The sequence below is a fragment of the Flavobacterium sp. 2755 genome (genome assembly GCF_031455715.1).
Taxonomy (GTDB): Bacteria; Bacteroidota; Bacteroidia; order Flavobacteriales; family Flavobacteriaceae; genus Flavobacterium.
Map to the genome: position 1 here is coordinate 528083 of NZ_JAVDTG010000002.1, position 18090 is coordinate 546172.

Sequence of the window (18090 nt, forward strand, 5' to 3'; positions counted from 1 at the left end):
ACATGTTATGAAAAGAATATTACTAATAGCCTTTTTTATAGTTGGAGCATTTGCAACTCAGGCTCAGGAACTAAAATGGTATACTGATGTTAAAGAAGCAATCACAGTAAGTAATAAGGAACAAAAACCTATGTTGTTGTTCTTTACAGGAAGCGACTGGTGCGGATGGTGTATTCGTTTGCAAAACGAAGTTTTAAAAACTCCGGAATTTAAAAAATGGGCTGCTGATAATGTTGTTTTAGTTGAATTGGATTATCCAAGAGCTGTACCTCAAACGCCAGAGCTTAAAAGCCAAAATAATGAGCTGCAGCAGGCTTTTGGAATCCAGGGATTTCCAACTGTATTTTTTACAAGCGCTCAAACAAAGGACGGAAAAGTTAATTTTACAGGTCTTGGCAGAACAGGATATGTTGCCGGAGGTCCATCGGCTTGGTTAACAGTTGCAGATGGAATTGTTCATCCTAAAAAATCGTAAAGAATTTAAATTTTAAATCAAGATTATATATAAAACTCCTTACAGTAATGTAAGGAGTTTTTTTGTTTAGTAGGAAAAGATTTTCATTTGTTAAGCCTGAATTATTATTTCAATATTTATTTATAAATAAAAAAACATATAATGTAATTTTTGATGTAATTAAATTTGGATAATTAAAATATTGTGTTAATTTCGTCATGCTATACTAACCAAAACCAATATCTAATATGACTAAAAAATTACTTATCCTACTGTTTTTTTTAGGTTCATTTTTCATGCACGCACAAACGCTTGCATGGCGAACAAACATGACTGATGCAATTGCAATTAGTAATGAAGAAAGAAAACCCATGTTAATTTTATTCACTGCCTCAGGTGTACCAGAAAATCTTCAGAACGAAGTATTTAAAACCCCAGACTTTGCCGTTTGGTCGCGTGACAATGTAATTCTTGTAAAATTAGATTTATCAGACGCAACAGCTTCAGATGGAGATAAAGAACAAAACATTAAGTTAAAAAACGCCTTTGGAGTTGATGATCTTCCGCAAGTATGTTATGCGATGGCTTCGATAAGAAAAAACAAAACGACTTTTAGCGCCCTTGGTAAAATTGCATACAAACCGGGTGGTGCAAAAGCATGGATTGCAGAATCAAATAATATTCTGCATCCGAGTGAGTAATAATTTAAATTAAGTTTCTTAGTTTAATTTGTAGAATCCCTTTTCAATTATGTTGAAAAGGGATATTTTTTTTAAACAAGCTAAAATGTAAATTGTACATTTAATATTTTAAGACTATAAATTTTTCGTTTTTTTCAAATAAAGAATCTTAAATAATTAAATTCATTTTAATGCACTTTTTTTGTAACTATTTGTTTTAATGGAGATTGTTGGCAACAGGTTTTGTGTTAATTTAGTTTTATTAACCAGCCAAAAACCAATAAACTATGACCCGAAAACTACTTATCCTGCTATTTTTTTTAGTAACATGTTTTGCTGAATCGCAAAATTTAGAATGGAAAACGAGTGTGGTTGATGCCATTACCTTAAGTAATGAAGAAAGGAAACCACTATTGATTTTTTTTACTGCTGCTAATGCTCCGGAGAATTTACAAAATGAAGTTTTTAAAACCTTAGAATTTGAAAAATGGTCTCGCAGGAACGTTATTTTATTAAAGTTAGACTTATCTGATGCAGCAGTGTCAAATGAAGTTAAAGAGCAGAACATTAAATTAAAAAATGCATTTGGCATTGCCAATCTTCCGGAGGTTTGTTATACAACCGGTTCAATTAGAAATGGTAAAACAGCTTTTAATTTATTAGGGAGACTTCCGTATAATTCAAATGGAGTGAAAGCTTTTATTTCAGACTCTAATTTGATTTTAAATCCAGAATAAAAAAGATCAGTTTAATCTATAAAATCCCTTTTCGGCAGTGGCATGAAAAGGGATATTTTTTTTCTCGCAACTTGATTTCCATATTTTTTGAATTGCATACGCATTTGTTCCATCTGCAATAATAATTTTGGGATGTAATTCGGTTAAAACTCTTTCCATATTTATTTTAGGAGATTGCGTTAAAATCACAATATCAGGCTGGCTTTTATTTTCATAAACTCCGGTGCTGTCAATTATGGAGATTTTCTTCCCATTAAAAAACAAGACATTCCCGATTTGCTGTGATTTATTTAAAACACTAAAATTGCCAACTAAATAAGAATTGAAAGCATTATTTTTTGAGCTTTTGTTTCTGGTTGTATCACTTGTAAAAAGTATAATATTATTGCCGAATCTTTTTGAGATTAAGGTATTCTTCTTTACATTATAAACAATTAACTCTTTTTGATCTGCGGTTTCTTTTTTAGTATAAATGAAAGAAAGCTGTAACAGAATTACTGATACAAATACAACAATAAGTTTGCTGTAACTAGTTTTCTTTGAGCAGATTATTGCACTGATTATTACGAAGTAAAGTGTAACCAAATAATAAAAATTAAAACTGATATCCTGAATAACAAAAGATTCAAATGATGCTACATAATGAATCATTTGGTTTAAAATGAAAATGCTTTTTTCGAAAATGTAAACCAAAATTTCGGGTGGACTTTTAAAGATTGCAAAAATCATAACGATTATTCCGGCAATCATGATGAAAGATAAAACGGGAAGAATTATAATATTGGTAACAAAAAATAATCCCGGAAATTGATGAAAATAATAAAGGCATAAAGGTAAAGTTCCAATTTGTGCAGCAAATGAAACCGTTAAAGAATCCCAGATATAAATTGCGATTTTGTTTTTTGGCGACCAGATTTTCTTTAATATCGGCTGAAGCCAAACAATAAAAAACAACGCTAAATAACTTAACTGAAAACCAACATCAAATAAGAAATAAGGTTCGAAAAGTAATATCAATAAAATAGAAACTAATAGCGTATGATAAATATTTCCGCTTCTGCGAAGATGATTCCCAATGGCTACAAAAGAAAACATTACAACCGAACGTAAAACAGAAGGAGATAAACCAGATATAACCGCAAAGCCAGCCAGCGAAATTAAAATAGAAAATAATTTAATGGCAGAACCTTTTCGGGTATTGGGAATTGGTTTTAGAACAAACATGATAAAAAGCATTATAAAGCCAACATGCAGCCCTGAAACCGAAAGAACATGCGTTGCTCCGGAATATTGATAATCTTTTATAATATCAGCTGAAATTTCCTGCTGTTGTCCCAAAATAAGAGCCAGCGCCACATTCATTTCGTCTTTGCTAAAATGAGCACTTTCCAAATTTTTTAAAATAGTGGCGTGAAGTCGGCCGGAGTAAAACCAAATATCTTTTTTGATGGTTTGGCTGATTTTGATTTCTGATTTTTTGCAATAAACCTGTGCGTAAATCTGTTTGTCGGCTAAGTATTTAGCATAATCAAATTGATTTGGATTTTTACTCGAAGATGTTCTTTGTAAAGTAGTTTTTACTTTAATTATATTTCCAATTATCAACGGATTTTGAGTACTGTCTTTTTGAATATTGACAATAATTTTTCCTGAATAAGTTTTATTTTCAATCGTATTTATAAGGCCAATGTAGCGATCATTATAATCATTGCTTTTTAGTTTTTCGCGTAATGTAAAAGTTATAAATTGAGGTTCTTCAAAAGCTGTTTTGGAATGTGTGTAATTCGATTTATCAAAAGTATCAGTATGGATAAGCAAAACGCAGATTCCTGTGCAAAAAGAAATAAGAGCACTGCTTATTCCGTAGAATTGATTTGTCTTTTTGTTTTTCTTCGAAAGAAAAAAACTAATGCAAAATAAAGCAGAACAAATTCCAAGAGAAATAAATGAAACTTGAATGGAAGGCAGGCAATAATAAGATACCAAAATGCCAAAAAGGAAGCTAATTGTAATTTTAGCTAAAGGAAAATCTAATACTTTCATGGCTTAAAAGTATTAAAAATTTGTAAGAAAATAAATATATTTTTATTTATTCAATCACACGATTTATTTGTTCGAATGAATTTTTATAATAAGCTTCTTTTGTAGATGAAATGATTACACCTTTTGAAGTAGAAGAATGTATAAATTTAATTTCATCTGAATTTACTTCTGTAATAAGACCAACATGATTGATTTGCTTGCTTTTATTCGTTTTAAAGAAAATCAAATCGCCTTTTTTTGCATCATTAAGCGGAATTATTTTTCCAATTTTTGCCTGTTCAAAAGAACTTCTTGGCAGTTTTATATTTTCAGATTCGAAAGTGGTGTAAACCAAACCAGAACAGTCAAAACCACTTTTTGTAGTTCCGCCCGCTTTATATTTAACGCCAATATTATCTGTCGCAGTTTCAATTAAATTTTTTACAACAGATCTATTTTCTTTTTTCGGTTCGTTTTTGCTCACAGCAGTCGAAGTCGATTTACAAGAAACCAACACGATTGATAAAAGAAAGAAAACGAGTATTTTTTTCAAAACAAAAATGTTTAAGATTTTAAATCGGCAACAATAAGTTTGGCTGTTTTTTTGCTTGCGCCAACGCCGCCTAGTTTTTGCTCTAAAATATCATAATTTTTCAGCAGTTTTTCGCGGTGAGAAGGTTCCAATAATTTATTCAATTCTTCTTTGATTCGTTTTGTATTACATTCACTTTGAATCAATTCAGTTACAACTTCCTGATCCATAATTAAATTGACAAGCGAAATATATTTCAAAGTAATAATTCGTTTTGCAATTTGATACGAGATTGCACTTCCTTTATAACAAACTACTTCGGGAACTTTAAAAAGAGCCGTTTCTAAAGTTGCTGTTCCGGATGTAACCAAGGCTGCAGTTGAAGAACGCAATAAATCATACGTTTTATTCGAAACAAAGGCAATGTTTTTATTTTTAATAAATTGCTGATAGAATTCATAATCCTGACTTGGCGCACCGGCAATAACAAATTCATAATCCTGAAAATCATCAACAACACTCAGCATAACACTCAGCATTTTGGTAATTTCCTGTTTACGGCTTCCTGGTAAAACAGCAATAATTGGTTTTTCTCCCAATTTATATTCTTCTCTAAAAGCAGTTTCATTAAAAGCAGGCTGATTTTGAATAGCATCAATTAAAGGATGCCCAACAAAATCTACCGGAAAATGATGTTTATCTTCGTAAAAACTTTTTTCAAAAGGTAAAATCACAAACATTCTGTCAACGTCTTGTTTAATAGCGTTGATTCTGTTTTCTTTCCAAGCCCAAATTTGCGGAGAAATATAATAATGTGTTTTGTAATTCAGTTCTTTAGCCCATTTTGCAATACGCATATTAAAGCCCGGATAATCAATAAAAATTACAACATCGGGTTTGAATTCAGAGATATCTTTTTTGCAGAATTTGATGTTATTTAAAATAGTTTTTAAGTTAAAAATTACTTCAACAAATCCCATAAAAGCCAATTCGCGATAATGTTTTACCAATGTTCCGCCGGCTTTTTGCATTAAATCACCGCCCCAAAATCTGATGTCAGCCTGAGGATCTTCCTCATATAATGCTTTCATTAAATTAGAACCATGTAAATCTCCAGAAGCTTCGCCAGCTATTATGTAATATTTCATATCAACGAATTTTTATTGCAGCACAAAGATAGGATTTAAATAATTATGGTCGAAATTGCTAAAACAATCACGGCTAAAATCACGCCGCGCGCCATCATTTCCTTATTTCTTTTTAGGAGAATTAAAAAAACAGGAAGATCTAAAACAGCGCCAATTGTAATTACTTTTCCTAAATATCCCATTTCTCTAATAGTTTGAATTCCGGCTGGAAGATCGAATTTTGTAAAAAATTTGATAAACAAATAACTTCCAAGAAGCGAAGTAAAAATTCCAACAATAAATCCGATTACGAGTTCTTTTTTATCCATTTAATTTCCAAGTATTAAGTTGCTGCATTGTATGATGTGCCGTTAGATCGAATTGAACAGGAACTACCGAAATATATCCGTTTTCAAGCGCCCATTCGTCAGTATCTTCGCCATTGTCTTCATTGGTAAATTTGCCTGTTAACCAGTAATAATCTTTACCGTAAGGCGTTTGTCTTTTGTCAAATTTCTGGGCGTAATAAGCTTTCGCCTGACGACAGATTTTTATTCCTTTGATTTCTTTTTCGCTCAATTTCGGAAAATTTACATTTAAAACCACTCCGGCCGGAAGTTTATTTTTTAAGGTCTCTAAAGCTATTTTTTTTACGAATGCTTTAGCGGGTTCAAAATCGGCATTCCAGTCAAAATCCAAAAGAGAAAAACCAATCGCCTGAATTCCTTCAATTCCGGCTTCGACAGCGGCGCTCATTGTTCCCGAATAAATCACATTTATAGAAGAATTTGATCCGTGATTAATTCCCGAAACACACAAGTCCGGTTTTCGTTTTAAAATTTCATTAACTGCCAGTTTTACACAGTCTACAGGTGTTCCGGAACAGCTGTATTCTGTAATGGAATCGCCATCTTTAGAAATTTTATCCAGAAATAAAGTATTGTTTATCGTAATGGCGTGTCCCATAGCACTTTGAGGCTTGTCTGGGGCAACCACAATTACATCGCCAATAGTTTCCATAACACTTATTAAAGCTCTGATTCCAGGAGCCAGAATTCCGTCATCATTCGTAACTAATATTAAAGGTTTTTCGTCTTTCATGCTGCATTTTCCATTTTTGATTTATCAAAATAAAAGCTTGTTAGGGCAAATGTAGTAACAGATTTTGGTAGAATACTAACAAATAAATAAAAATTGTAAACTAAATTCCAGAAGACTTTTAAGCATCAAACATTTTTATATCTTTAACAAAAAATTATACTGATCTTGGCATGTTGGCATAGTTTTTACCGTAACTTAGATTAAAAAATTTGATGAATGCTATTATTAAGTTTATGAAAAGAAATTATAAAATACTTATAGCCGTATTATGCTTGTCTTTAACCCTGTTTGCTTTTAAAATAAATGCTGACAAGAATGATGATCCGGACCCAAATAAAGACAAGACATTATTAGAATTACTGGCTTTTGTTATTGAAAAAGGACACTATAGTCCAGCTGAAATAAATGACGAATTTTCGAAAGGTATTTTTAAAGATTATATCGAAGCATTAGACCCTTCGAAGCGATTTTTCCTGCAGTCTGATATTGATGAATTTAAACAATATGAGTTAATGCTGGACGATCAGTTTTTGAATAAAGATTTGACATTTTTCAACTTGACTTATACAAGGCTGATGAAGAGAATGGAAGAAAGCAAAAAACGTTACAAAACAATTTTAGCTCAGCCATTTAACTACACAACAGATGAGACTTTTAATGCAGATTATGAGAAACTTCCGTATGCAAAAAACTTAACGGAAATCAATGAAAGATGGAGAAAACAAATTAAATTATCTACACTTTCATCGCTTGTAACAAAGCAAAAAATTGAAGAAGAGAAAAAGAAAAAAGATCCTTCTTATCAGGAAAAATCTTTTGATGCTTTAGAAAAAGACACACGCGAAAGTTCATTAAAATCTTTAGATGATAATTTTAGCGTAATTAAAGATTTGAATAAAGATTACTGGTTTTCAGTGTATTTGAATTCAATCATGGCTCGTTTTGACCCTCATACAAGTTATTTTGCTCCAGAAGAAAAAGATCGTTTTGATGTAAATATCAGCGGAAAATTAGAAGGAATCGGAGCAAGATTAACAAAGAAAAATGATTTCACTCAAATTGATGAATTAATTTCTGGCGGACCAGCATGGAAAGGAAAACAACTTGAGGCTGGAGATTTAATCCTGAAAGTTGCTCAAGGAAACGAAGAACCTGTTGATGTGGTTGGAATGCGTCTTGATGATGTTGTGAAAAAAATCAAAGGTCATAAAGGAACTGAAGTTAAACTTACCGTTAAAAAAGTGGACGGAAGTATTAAAGTAATTTCAATTATCAGAGATGTTGTTGAAATCGAAGAAACGTACGCAAAATCAAGTATTGTTGAGAAAAACGGATTGAAATACGGTGTTATTTATCTGCCTAAATTTTATATCGATTTTGAAAACAAAGACGGTCGCGATGCCGGAAAAGATATTGCTCTTGAGGTAGAAAGACTGAAAAAAGAAAACATAAACGGTATTGTTCTTGACGTTCGTGATGACGGTGGAGGATCTCTTTCTACAGTGGTTGATATCGCAGGTTTATTTATTGAAGAAGGACCAATTGTTCAGGTAAAATCTGCTGGTAAAAAGAAAGAAGTTTTATACGATAAAGATAAAAAAATAGAGTGGGACGGACCATTAGTAATTATGGTGAACAGTTTCTCTGCTTCGGCTTCTGAAATTTTAGCAGCTGCAATTCAGGATTACAAACGTGGTGTTATCATTGGAAGTAAACAAACTTACGGTAAAGGAACAGTACAAAATGTATTGGATTTGAACCAATTTGTTCGTAATGCAAATTATGGAGATTTAGGAGCTTTAAAAATTACTGGTCAAAAATTCTATAGAATTAACGGAGGTTCAACTCAGCTAGAAGGTGTTCATAGTGACGTGGTTATGCCAGATCGTTATGCTTACTTAAAAATGGGAGAACGCGATATTGACAATGCAATGCCATGGGATAAAATTGACCCGGCAGATTACAGCACTTGGACTTCTAACGAAAACTTTACAAAAGCAATCGAGAAAAGTAAAAACAGAATTTTACAAAATCCTCAATTTAAATTAATTGAAGATAATGCAAAATGGATCGATATTAAGAATAAAGAAAACATATACAGCTTGAACATTAACAGTTTTAAACAAACTCAGGAGCAAGTTGAAAATGAAGGAAAAAAATACAAACCAATTTCTGATTATAAAAACAGTTTAGTGTTTAGATCATTGCCTTATGAAGAGGTTGAAATGAATAATGATGCTACATTAAAAGAAAAAAGAGAAGCTTGGCACCAGGCATTATCTAAAGACGTTTATGTTGAAGAAGCATTAAATGTTTTAGATGATTTACAATCTAAATCTTTAGTAAAAGCTGGTGTTTCTCCTAAAATGAAAAAAGATAAATTGGTAAAATCTTAAAGATTTTAAATGTTTAATTTGTTATTAAAAAACGCTTCTTAAAGTAATTTATGAAGCGTTTTTTAGTTTTAAAAATAAAATAATATTTATGAAAAGTATTTTAGTTTGCGGATTGATTGGTTTAGCATTGCTTTCCTGTAAAAAGGAAAATGAAACTGTTGTTGAAACAGAAATAGCAAAAGCAGAAAATTCATTTGTTTCTGATCAAAGTAATACGGGTTCTTTATATTCGATTGCTTATCAGCCAACTTCGACCACAAATCAAATTGTAACGCATAAATATTATACGCTTTCATACAATGAAAAGTTTGAGCAGGCCGAATGGGTGGCGTATGAATTGAAGAAAGAATACCTGAAAAATGGAAATTACAAACGTCCCTATTTTATAGAAGATCCAAAAGTAACAACAGGTTCTGCAGACTGGAGAAATTATAAAAAATCTGGTTATGATAAAGGCCATCTTTGCCCTGCCGGAGATATGGAATTTAGCGAAGACGCTTATAATGATACTTTTTATACTTCGAATATTTCGCCTCAAAAACATGATTTTAATAGCGGAATCTGGAACAGAATTGAGCAGAAAACACGTTATTGGGCTGGAAAATACAATGATATTTATGTAGTTACCGGTGGAATCCTGAAAGATTCAGATAAAAAAATAGGAACAGAGAAAGTTTCTGTTCCTAAATATTTTTATAAAATTGTTTTAGCTAAATCAGGAAAGGAACATAAAGCCATCGCTTTTTTGGTTCCGAATGAAGACAGCGATAAGCCAATTTATGATTTCGTTGTTCCTATTGAAACTTTAGAAAAAATGACCGGAATTGATTTCTTCCCGAATTTAAAAAACTTAAAAAGCAGTAAGGACTTTTAAATCTGCAATTGTTTCGGTTGGATTTTCGGCTTTAAAAACAAAGCTTCCGGCAACTAAAACATCAGCTCCGGCTTCTACTAATTGTTTTGCATTTTTGTTGGTTACACCGCCGTCAATTTCGATAAGCGTTGATGCATTTTTGCGTGTAATTAAAGCTTTTAGTTTTTTTACTTTATCATAAGTGTTTTCAATAAACGACTGTCCACCAAAACCCGGATTCACACTCATGATACAAACTAAATCAATATCATTAATAACATCTTCTAACAAGTCAATATTAGTATGCGGATTAATAGCAACTCCAGCTTTCATTCCTTCGGCTTTAATAGCTTGTAATGTTCTGTGTAAATGTGTACAAGCTTCGTAATGTACCGTTAAACCATTAGCGCCTAAATCAGCGAAGGTTTTAATATAACGATCCGGATCAATAATCATTAAATGTACATCAATATATTTTTTAGCATGTTTAGAAATCGCTTCTAAAACAGGCATCCCAAAAGAAATATTCGGAACAAAAACTCCATCCATAATATCAATATGAAACCAATCGGCTTCGCTGATGTTAATCATTTCGATATCACGCTGCAGGTTCGCAAAATCGGCAGCAAGAACTGAAGGAGCAATAAGAGTATTTTTCATTGTGTAGTGGTGTGTTTTTTTACAAAGATAAAATTTTTTAACCGTAATCCCGATAGCTGTCAAGAGCAAGGTTTTATGGAAAGTTCTTATAGGTTTAAGATGTTTATATTTTGCTAAATTTATTTTTAATATCGTAAGATTTTGTCATTATTTTAATTAAAATAATAAGAAAGAAATATAGTAAATCTAAAAAAGGAAATAAATAATTCGTATGGGTTTTTTTGTAAATTGCGGCAAATAATCCTACTTGATGAAAATAACTCTACTTTCAATTATTACCTTTTTTTTATCTGCAAATATGCTCTTTAGCCAAAAGGCATTAGACCCTACAGCAGAAGATATTCAACTAGCAAAATCACTTAGAGAAAAATATTCTAAAGATGACGTCGCCGTTTTAGAAAGCAAAGAAAACATTACGTTTGAACTTAACAAAAGCGATGCTAAAGTTGTGGTTAAAAATTCTGTGAGGGAAGTTTTAATGAACATTAATCATAGAGCTGATATTAATAAATATGAGTTTTATGACAGCGAATCTTCGATTGAAAGTTTTATTCTGAAATATAGAAATCAAAAAAATACCGGTTTTGAGGTAAAAGATCAGTTTTACAAAGACAAAGATTTATTTTACAATGATGCCCGTGTAAAGTATATGGACGTAGATTTTCCTGTTCAGGGGTATACTTATATTTATGAGCTTGAAAAAAAGTATAATGATATTAAGTATTTTACGTCTTTGTATTTTAATGATGAGTTTCCGGTTATTAAAAAAGAGATTACCGTTACGGTTCCGGACTGGTTAAATTTAGAATTGAAAGAATTTAATTTTGAGGGAAATACTGTTTCTAAAACTAAAACACGCGATGATAGAAATGGGACTACAATTTATACCTATGTAATGGAAAATGTTGATGCTCTTTATAAAGAGAAAAAAGCACCGGGAAGAAGTTATATTTATCCGCATGTCCTGGTTATAGCCAAATCATTTAAACATAAAGATAAGGAAACTGCGCTTTTTAGTTCGACAGCAGATCTATATAAATGGAATAAAGCCTTGATAGATTCAATGAAAGATGATACAAGCCTGCTTGCCGGTAAAGTAAAAGAATTGACATCTTCGGCAAAAACGGATGAAGAAAAAATCAAAAATATTTATTACTGGGTTCAGGATAATATTAGATATATAGCATTTGAAGACGGAATTGCCGGTTTTAAACCAGATGAAGCGCAAAACGTTTTTGAAAAAAGATATGGGGATTGTAAAGGAATGGCAAACCTTAGTAAACAAATGCTGAAATTGGCAGGATTTGATGCCAGACTTACCTGGATTGGAACTAAACATATTTCGTACGATTATACAACACCTTCTTTAGCGATTAACAATCACATGATCTGCACGTTGTTTTATAAAGGCAAAACCTATTTTATTGACGGTACAGAGAAGTATAATTCTTTTGGAGAAGATGCAGAAAGAATTCAAAATAAGGAAGTAATGATTGAAGATGGAGATAAATTCATCATTAAAAAAGTTCCGGCTTCGGGAAGTGAAGTAAATAAAGAAATTTACAATGCCAAATTAATTGTTGACAATGATAAATTGAGCGGAAGCTGCTCAAAAACCTATTCAGGTGAAAGCAAAACGGAATTTTTAAATATTTTTAATTCTTTTGAAAATAATAAAAAAGGAGAAACTTTAGAAAAATACCTTTCTGGAAATGATAAGAATATTACGGCCAGCAACATTAAAACCTCAGATTTAAAAAACAGAGATTTGAAACTTTCTTTGAATTATGATTTAAACGTTCAAAATAAAGTTTCAAAATTTGATAATGATATTTTTATAGACTTAGCCTACATGGATGAGTATAAAAATTTTGAGTTTAAAGACAGAAAAACAAATTACGAACTAAATTATAAAACAGATTATGAATCGAATGTAGTTTTGGCAATTCCTGATGGATATAAACTGAGTAAATTACCCGAAAATCTAAATGTAAATGAAGAAGATTTCAGTATTCTGATTTCGTTTAAACAAGTTGGTAAAGAGATTGTTTACAAAAAGCAATTTGTGTTTAAAAATGCCGTGGTTAAAACAGCTGATATGGCAAAATGGAATGACTTTAATAAAAACCTTAAAACAATTTATAACCAACAAATAATTTTTACAAAATCATAAAACAGTATGAATAAAACATTACTCATTTTCTTTATTACAATTTGTTTCTCTTCTTATTCACAGGATAAAACCGAAGTAAAAGATTTCTTTTGGGGAAAATCAGATACTTTTAAAACGGTGACCAAAACACCGGATAAATGGAAAAATGAATCGGCAGTTATTATTTATAAATACGAACATTACGACTATCATAATTCTGGTGTAAAAGTAGTGCTTACCAGTGCTTACAGACAAAGAATAAAACTTCAGGATGAGAACTCTGTTAAAGAATTTTCGGAATTCTCGTTTAAAAACAAGTTCTATTCATCAAGAGGATACAGCTATAAACAAGGAACAACATTTTTAGGGGTTAAAATTGTTAAGCCAGACGGAAAAGAAATAGAGGTTGATGTAGATAAAGATGCAAAGGCGGTTGACGACCAGAAAAAAATAGCTATAAATGGCCTTGAAATAGGAGATATTATAGATTATTATTACTATTCTTATGAACCATTTGCCAGTCAAATTCAGAATTTTGACCCTGTTGAAAATACATTAGGAGACGTATATCCTATTATGAGCAGGAAAATGAAATTTTTAGTTGAAGAAGATTTTTATGTTGCTTTTAATACTTATCACGGTGCGCCTGAGTTAAAAGAAGTTGCTTCTGGAAAAAAACATACAAAAGCATATGAATTAACGGCTCATGATATTGAAAAAGAGGAGTTTCCAAGATGGTTTTATCCGTTAGTCGAACTGCCTTGTTATAAATTTCAGGTCTTTTTTGCAAAAAAATCGGGGGATGCTAAACCGTATTATTCCCAAATATTTTTACCTAAACAGAATGAGGCTTTTAAAAAAACAGTCAATAAGGATGATATTTTTGACAATTATGAAAAGGAATTCCGTGCAGTTTTTGATTTAGGAGAAACACTAAAGTTTTTAAAAGGAAAAACTTTTGAAAGTGAGGAAGAAAAAATAAAAGCAGTTTACTTATTTGCCAGACATCAGTATTACACACAATATATTGAATCGGCAGTAATTAAAGAAGCTGATATTTTTAATTCGTATGCGATGTACAAGAACCCTGATTTCTTTTCAAACGAATGGTCTTTTATATACTATTTTATGGCTTATATGAAAGAGTTTAAAATCGATTATAATATTGTATTGGCGACAGCCCGAAATAATGGTTCTCTGGATGAATTGCTGATTAAAAAAAACCTGACTCCGTTATTACGAATCAATACACCAACTCCGTTATATCTTGAATATTGCAACCCTTTTACCACGCCTGGAACAATTGATTATAACCTGGAAAACACAAAAGGTTATATAATGGATTTTGTAAGCAACAGGACGATTGCCAATGTAAAGGAAGTAGATTTGCCGTCGACTACAGTTAAAGATAATGTTACAAAAGTAGTTACGAATGTTTCTATGGATGCTGATTTGTCTAGTTTGAATGTTAAAAGGGCTTCAGAGTTTTATGGACATTTTAAAAGCGACGAACAAAAGGATAAATTGAAGTTTTATGATTATGTAGACGAAGATTATCAAAAATATGGAACGGAAAGAGTTATAGATAAAGTAGGGAGTAAAGGTAAGCGTGAACAATACAACAAAGAGTTTGATGCTTTGAAAAACAAACTAAGAGATATTCAAAAAGAAAACGAGAAAAAATCGCTTTCGGGAGAATTTGATTTTGAGATTGAAAATCCAACAATTAAAATTACAAATACCGGAAGATATGGCGATAATTCTCCAGTTTCATATGAGGAAGAATTTGTCATAAAGAATAATTTTATCAAAAAAGCAGGCGAAAATTATATTGTTGAAATTGGAAAAATGCTGACCAACCAGCTTGAAATTGATAAAAAAGAAGCTGACCGAAAAAACAATGTGTATATGCCATTTCCGAGGGCTTTTGAAAATGAAATTATATTTGAAATTCCTGCAGGATATAAAATTTCAGGGATTGAAAAATTAAATAAAAATGTTCAAAATTCAACTGGAGAATTTAGTAGTACAGCTGTTTTAAAAGGCAATAAACTAATAATTAAAACAGTAAAGAAATATAATAATTACTACGAGCCTAATGCAAATTGGAACAAAATAGTAGACTTTTTAGAAGCGGCTTACCAATTTACTCAGGAAAAAGTCTTGCTTAAAAAATAATAGAATTAACTTTTAGAGTCTTAAAAGTATTTGATGTTGTAAATAAAAAACTCCGGTAATCAGCCGGAGTTTCAATCATCAATCAAAAAACGAACAGTCAATCAAACTGTTGTTTGCGTTACAAAGGTTTCAAGTTTTATGTTTCAAGTTACGTAAAAGTAACCTGAAACTTTAAACCTGAAACAAATATTATTTATCCTAAATAAGTTTTAAGGATTTTACTTCTTGAAGTGTGTTTTAATCTACGGATTGCTTTTTCTTTAATCTGACGAACACGCTCACGAGTTAAGTCGAAAGTTTCTCCAATTTCTTCTAAAGTCATTGGGTGCTGATCGCCAAGACCAAAATACAAACGTACAACATCTGCCTCTCTTGGAGTCAATGTTTCTAACGAACGCTCAATTTCAGTACGTAATGATTCGTGAATTAATTCTCTGTCTGGGTTTGGAGATTCTCCAGAACGTAAAACGTCATAAAGGTTAGAATCTTCACCTTCAACAAGAGGTGCATCCATTGATAAGTGACGACCAGAGTTTTTCATAGACTCTTTTACGTCATTTACGGTCATGTCAAGTTCTTTTGCAATTTCTTCAGCAGAAGGCGGACGCTCATTAGACTGCTCTAATAATGCATACATTTTGTTGATTTTATTGATAGAACCAATTTTGTTTAATGGTAAACGAACAATACGTGATTGTTCTGCAAGAGCCTGAAGGATAGATTGACGAATCCACCATACGGCATAAGAAATGAATTTGAAACCACGAGTTTCATCAAAACGCTGTGCAGCTTTAATAAGACCTAAGTTTCCTTCATTAATTAAATCAGGAAGAGTTAATCCTTGATTTTGATATTGTTTAGCAACCGATACAACGAAACGTAGGTTGGCTTTTGTTAATTTTTCTAAAGCTCTTTGATCACCAGCCTTTATTCTTTGTGCTAATTCTACCTCTTCATCAGCGGTAATTAGGTCAACTTTTCCGATTTCTTGTAGATATTTATCTAACGATGCAGTTTCACGATTGGTTACCTGCTTGGTGATTTTAAGTTGTCTCATGTTATTTGTCTCCTCAATTTTTAAGTGTACAAGTGGTTATACGTATGAAGTATCAAAAAAGTTACAACTATTTAAAAAATATTTTTAAAATTTATAAGAAAGGCCGGTTTGAAGCGATAAACTATAGGGTTTAGACTCTTTATTTTCGTTAAAAGTACTTAAGTAATATTTAAATAATGGATTTAGATCTAATCCCCATTTTTCGGTTAGTTTATAACTTATTCCAATTCCTAAATTATAGGAAATATTAATTCCAGAAATGTTTTTGGCTTTGCCAATATCCTGTTGCGAAACGTTTTCTGATTTTAAGTACAGCTGATTTTTATCTAAAACCAGAAAACTGAATCCGGTAAAAATATCTGCTCCAATCTTAGTGTCATCTTTTTTTACTGCATAAACAAACTCAATTGGAAGTTCATAATAAGATAGTTTTTGTATCAAATCAACTTCATTAGAATTAGCGAAGGTTTCTTTTATATTTATTGAAGATTTTAGTTCAATGTTTTTATAATCGGGAATTAAATTTTCATCTAATCGAGTTGATGTTTTTAAGTTTATTTTTGAAAAACCAGCTCTAAAACCAACTTTGTTGTACATTGTTTTGACATAAATACCATAATGAGACGTAATAGGATGATTTAAGGATAAATCGTTCATTGCCGGGCTTATCATTGAATTGCTGTTTAAAGATCCAAAAATAGCAGGGCCATAGAAAGCAGAAATGGTAATGTCTGGTTCTGTTTCGTTAGTTTGTGTTTGATGCTCTCTTTCTTTATATTCCCTTTTTGGAGTTGTTTTTTTCTTCAAACTAATGCTGTCTTTTTTTATGACGGTATCAATTTTAGTTTCTGTTTTTATTTCAATAACACGTTCGGGAGTTTTTTCAATATCGTTAGAGTTAAGAGTATCTTTTACTGTAACTGTATTTTTAGAAGTTTTGCCCGGATTTGATTTTTTATGACTTTTTTTATTGTCATGTAAAACATGTGGTTTTGCAGCTTTTTTTAAGTGGCCCTTTACCGTTTTATCTTTTTTAATTGCTGCAATAGGCTGTTTTTTAACAGCTGGACGAATAGATTTAGTAGCTTTTGTTTTAATTGGGCTGGAAGTGATTTTTTCTCTTTTAAGAACCACTTTGTATTTTTTTACCACTTCATATTCTTCATATTCAGTTGTTGAACTAACAAGCTTTGTAGACTGCTTAATAAGTTTAACACTTTTGCTTTTAGAAATGGTCGTAATTTCGTCTGTTCCTTTCTTTTGTAGTTTTGGCTCTGCAATTTGTTTTGGGCCTGATTTTACAGTAGAAATTTCTTTATTGGATAAATTTTCTTGTTTGGGCAGTTTTTCCTGAAAATCAAAAGTCAAATAGAATATTGTAGAAAAAAATGCTGCAACGAAAATGCCTGCAACAGACCAGAATAAAACTCTTTTATGTCTCCTGTCGTCAAGATCTTTTTCTATTTTTGACCATACAAAATCACTTGGATTTTTGTCCAAAGCATCTAGTTTGCTTTTGATCGCTTTACCTATTTCAGTTTTATTTTCCATTTTGGTGCTTTGAATAATAAAATGTATTTTTTGATTTAATTTTCTCTTTCAAGATTTGTTTTGCTCTGTGCAAATTTGATTTTGATGTACTTTCGGATATGGACAACATTGATGCTATTTCATGATGCGAATAATCATCCAATTCATATAAATTGAAAACCAATCGGTATTGATGAGGAAGTTCCTGAACAAATGATAAAATCATATCTAACGAAAAGTCGATTTCAATTTCGTTTATAGTGTCATCTTGAGGAAAGTCGTCTTTGATAGCGGTAAGAGAGTAAGACTGTTTATATCTGGTAATCGCCTTATTGATTGTGATTCTTTTAATCCAGCCCTCAAAACTTCCGCTGCCTTTGTAATTTTTGATACAAGTAAAAATTTCAATAAAAGCGTCATGAAGATTATCTTCAGCTTCTGTTTCATTAGGGCAATATTTAAGGCTTAACACAAAAAGAATTTTTTTATATCTATGATATAATTCTTCCTGAGCTTTTCGGTTTTGCTTAATGCAGCCCTTAATGAGTTGGTCTATATTCAACTTTAAATTAGTATTTTGAAATTTTCGATTCTATTGGATTCTAATCTAG

The 18090-nt window shown here is 31.4% G+C and carries 16 protein-coding genes; 7 read left to right on the forward strand and 9 right to left on the reverse strand.

The window, feature by feature from the left end; translation table 11 throughout:
• The first annotated feature begins 7 nt into the window (after window positions 1-7).
• From J2Y38_RS06070 to J2Y38_RS06080, 3 genes are all read left to right on the forward strand, one after another.
• On the forward strand, window positions 8-475 hold the full coding sequence (locus J2Y38_RS06070; RefSeq protein ID WP_053470014.1) for a thioredoxin family protein: 468 nt from the start codon (window positions 8-10) through the stop codon (window positions 473-475).
• A gap of 227 nt (window positions 476-702) precedes the next feature.
• Window positions 703-1155, forward strand: a complete 453-nt coding sequence (locus J2Y38_RS06075) for a hypothetical protein (protein WP_053470015.1) — start codon at window positions 703-705, stop codon at window positions 1153-1155.
• Between the two features lie 266 nt (window positions 1156-1421).
• Window positions 1422-1871: a thioredoxin family protein gene (locus tag J2Y38_RS06080; protein ID WP_309840570.1), complete on the forward strand. Its 450-nt coding sequence runs from the start codon at window positions 1422-1424 to the stop codon at window positions 1869-1871.
• Between the two features lie 6 nt (window positions 1872-1877).
• Here the strand turns inward: J2Y38_RS06080 and J2Y38_RS06085 are convergent, their stop codons facing one another.
• The 5 genes from J2Y38_RS06085 to surE are packed head-to-tail and all read right to left on the reverse strand — an operon-like array spanning window position 1878 to window position 6653.
• Window positions 1878-3914, reverse strand: coding sequence for a ComEC/Rec2 family competence protein (locus J2Y38_RS06085; protein ID WP_309840572.1), 2037 nt, complete (start codon window positions 3912-3914; stop codon window positions 1878-1880).
• Window positions 3915-3960: 46 nt separating this feature from the next.
• Window positions 3961-4446, reverse strand: coding sequence for a C40 family peptidase (locus J2Y38_RS06090; RefSeq protein ID WP_309840575.1), 486 nt, complete (start codon window positions 4444-4446; stop codon window positions 3961-3963).
• Between the two features lie 11 nt (window positions 4447-4457).
• Complete coding sequence (gene lpxB / locus J2Y38_RS06095; protein ID WP_309840577.1) at window positions 4458-5573, reverse strand: lipid-A-disaccharide synthase; 1116 nt, start codon at window positions 5571-5573, stop codon at window positions 4458-4460.
• Between the two features lie 35 nt (window positions 5574-5608).
• On the reverse strand, window positions 5609-5881 hold the full coding sequence (locus J2Y38_RS06100; RefSeq protein WP_056207642.1) for a hypothetical protein: 273 nt from the start codon (window positions 5879-5881) through the stop codon (window positions 5609-5611).
• Window positions 5874-6653 (reverse strand): 5'/3'-nucleotidase SurE, encoded by a 780-nt coding sequence (surE, locus tag J2Y38_RS06105; protein ID WP_256636767.1) that lies wholly within the window; start codon window positions 6651-6653, stop codon window positions 5874-5876. The genes J2Y38_RS06100 and surE overlap by 8 nt, the downstream gene beginning before the upstream one ends.
• A 212-nt stretch (window positions 6654-6865) precedes the next feature.
• Between surE and J2Y38_RS06110 the strand changes: the two genes are divergently transcribed.
• Window positions 6866-9049 carry a carboxy terminal-processing peptidase gene (locus J2Y38_RS06110; RefSeq protein WP_309840581.1) on the forward strand — a complete coding sequence of 728 codons (2184 nt, stop codon included), beginning with the start codon at window positions 6866-6868 and terminating at the stop codon, window positions 9047-9049.
• A gap of 88 nt (window positions 9050-9137) precedes the next feature.
• Complete coding sequence (locus tag J2Y38_RS06115) at window positions 9138-9923, forward strand: DNA/RNA non-specific endonuclease (protein ID WP_309840583.1); 786 nt, start codon at window positions 9138-9140, stop codon at window positions 9921-9923.
• On the opposite strand, the gene rpe is transcribed toward J2Y38_RS06115, so the two are convergent.
• Window positions 9900-10562 (reverse strand): ribulose-phosphate 3-epimerase, encoded by a 663-nt coding sequence (gene rpe, locus J2Y38_RS06120; RefSeq protein WP_309840585.1) that lies wholly within the window; start codon window positions 10560-10562, stop codon window positions 9900-9902. The two genes, J2Y38_RS06115 and rpe, sit on opposite strands and share 24 nt — an antisense overlap.
• Window positions 10563-10812: 250 nt before the next feature.
• Between rpe and J2Y38_RS06125 the strand changes: the two genes are divergently transcribed.
• Entirely contained in the window at window positions 10813-12735 is a 1923-nt protein-coding gene (locus J2Y38_RS06125) for a transglutaminase domain-containing protein (protein WP_309840587.1), read from the forward strand.
• Window positions 12736-12741: 6 nt separating this feature from the next.
• Complete coding sequence (locus tag J2Y38_RS06130; protein WP_309840589.1) at window positions 12742-14892, forward strand: hypothetical protein; 2151 nt, start codon at window positions 12742-12744, stop codon at window positions 14890-14892.
• A 193-nt stretch (window positions 14893-15085) separates the two neighbouring features.
• Here the strand turns inward: J2Y38_RS06130 and J2Y38_RS06135 are convergent, their stop codons facing one another.
• The 3 genes from J2Y38_RS06135 to J2Y38_RS06145 form a co-directional block, all read right to left on the reverse strand.
• Window positions 15086-15949 carry an RNA polymerase sigma factor RpoD/SigA gene (locus tag J2Y38_RS06135; protein WP_007804760.1) on the reverse strand — a complete coding sequence of 288 codons (864 nt, stop codon included), beginning with the start codon at window positions 15947-15949 and terminating at the stop codon, window positions 15086-15088.
• An 84-nt stretch (window positions 15950-16033) separates the two neighbouring features.
• Window positions 16034-17500, reverse strand: a complete 1467-nt coding sequence (locus tag J2Y38_RS06140; RefSeq protein ID WP_309840615.1) for a hypothetical protein — start codon at window positions 17498-17500, stop codon at window positions 16034-16036.
• Window positions 17490-18041 carry a sigma-70 family RNA polymerase sigma factor gene (locus J2Y38_RS06145; RefSeq protein ID WP_309840617.1) on the reverse strand — a complete coding sequence of 184 codons (552 nt, stop codon included), beginning with the start codon at window positions 18039-18041 and terminating at the stop codon, window positions 17490-17492. Before J2Y38_RS06145 ends, J2Y38_RS06140 begins: the two co-directional genes overlap by 11 nt.
• Window positions 18042-18090: the final 49 nt, after the last annotated feature.

What these genes read in the sequence shown, in the direction of transcription:
- J2Y38_RS06070 (WP_053470014.1), top strand. Translation starts at nt 8, where the DNA reads ATGAAAAGAATATTACTAATAGCCTTTTTTATAGTTGGAGCATTTGCA.
- J2Y38_RS06075 (WP_053470015.1), top strand. Translation starts at nt 703, where the DNA reads ATGACTAAAAAATTACTTATCCTACTGTTTTTTTTAGGTTCATTTTTC.
- J2Y38_RS06080 (WP_309840570.1), top strand. Translation starts at nt 1,422, where the DNA reads ATGACCCGAAAACTACTTATCCTGCTATTTTTTTTAGTAACATGTTTT.
- J2Y38_RS06085 (WP_309840572.1), bottom strand. Translation starts at nt 3,914, where the DNA reads ATGAAAGTATTAGATTTTCCTTTAGCTAAAATTACAATTAGCTTCCTT.
- lpxB (WP_309840577.1), bottom strand. Translation starts at nt 5,573, where the DNA reads ATGAAATATTACATAATAGCTGGCGAAGCTTCTGGAGATTTACATGGT.
- J2Y38_RS06100 (WP_056207642.1), bottom strand. Translation starts at nt 5,881, where the DNA reads ATGGATAAAAAAGAACTCGTAATCGGATTTATTGTTGGAATTTTTACT.
- surE (WP_256636767.1), bottom strand. Translation starts at nt 6,653, where the DNA reads ATGAAAGACGAAAAACCTTTAATATTAGTTACGAATGATGACGGAATT.
- J2Y38_RS06110 (WP_309840581.1), top strand. Translation starts at nt 6,866, where the DNA reads ATGAATGCTATTATTAAGTTTATGAAAAGAAATTATAAAATACTTATA.
- J2Y38_RS06115 (WP_309840583.1), top strand. Translation starts at nt 9,138, where the DNA reads ATGAAAAGTATTTTAGTTTGCGGATTGATTGGTTTAGCATTGCTTTCC.
- rpe (WP_309840585.1), bottom strand. Translation starts at nt 10,562, where the DNA reads ATGAAAAATACTCTTATTGCTCCTTCAGTTCTTGCTGCCGATTTTGCG.
- J2Y38_RS06125 (WP_309840587.1), top strand. Translation starts at nt 10,813, where the DNA reads ATGAAAATAACTCTACTTTCAATTATTACCTTTTTTTTATCTGCAAAT.
- J2Y38_RS06130 (WP_309840589.1), top strand. Translation starts at nt 12,742, where the DNA reads ATGAATAAAACATTACTCATTTTCTTTATTACAATTTGTTTCTCTTCT.
- J2Y38_RS06135 (WP_007804760.1), bottom strand. Translation starts at nt 15,949, where the DNA reads ATGAGACAACTTAAAATCACCAAGCAGGTAACCAATCGTGAAACTGCA.
- J2Y38_RS06140 (WP_309840615.1), bottom strand. Translation starts at nt 17,500, where the DNA reads ATGGAAAATAAAACTGAAATAGGTAAAGCGATCAAAAGCAAACTAGAT.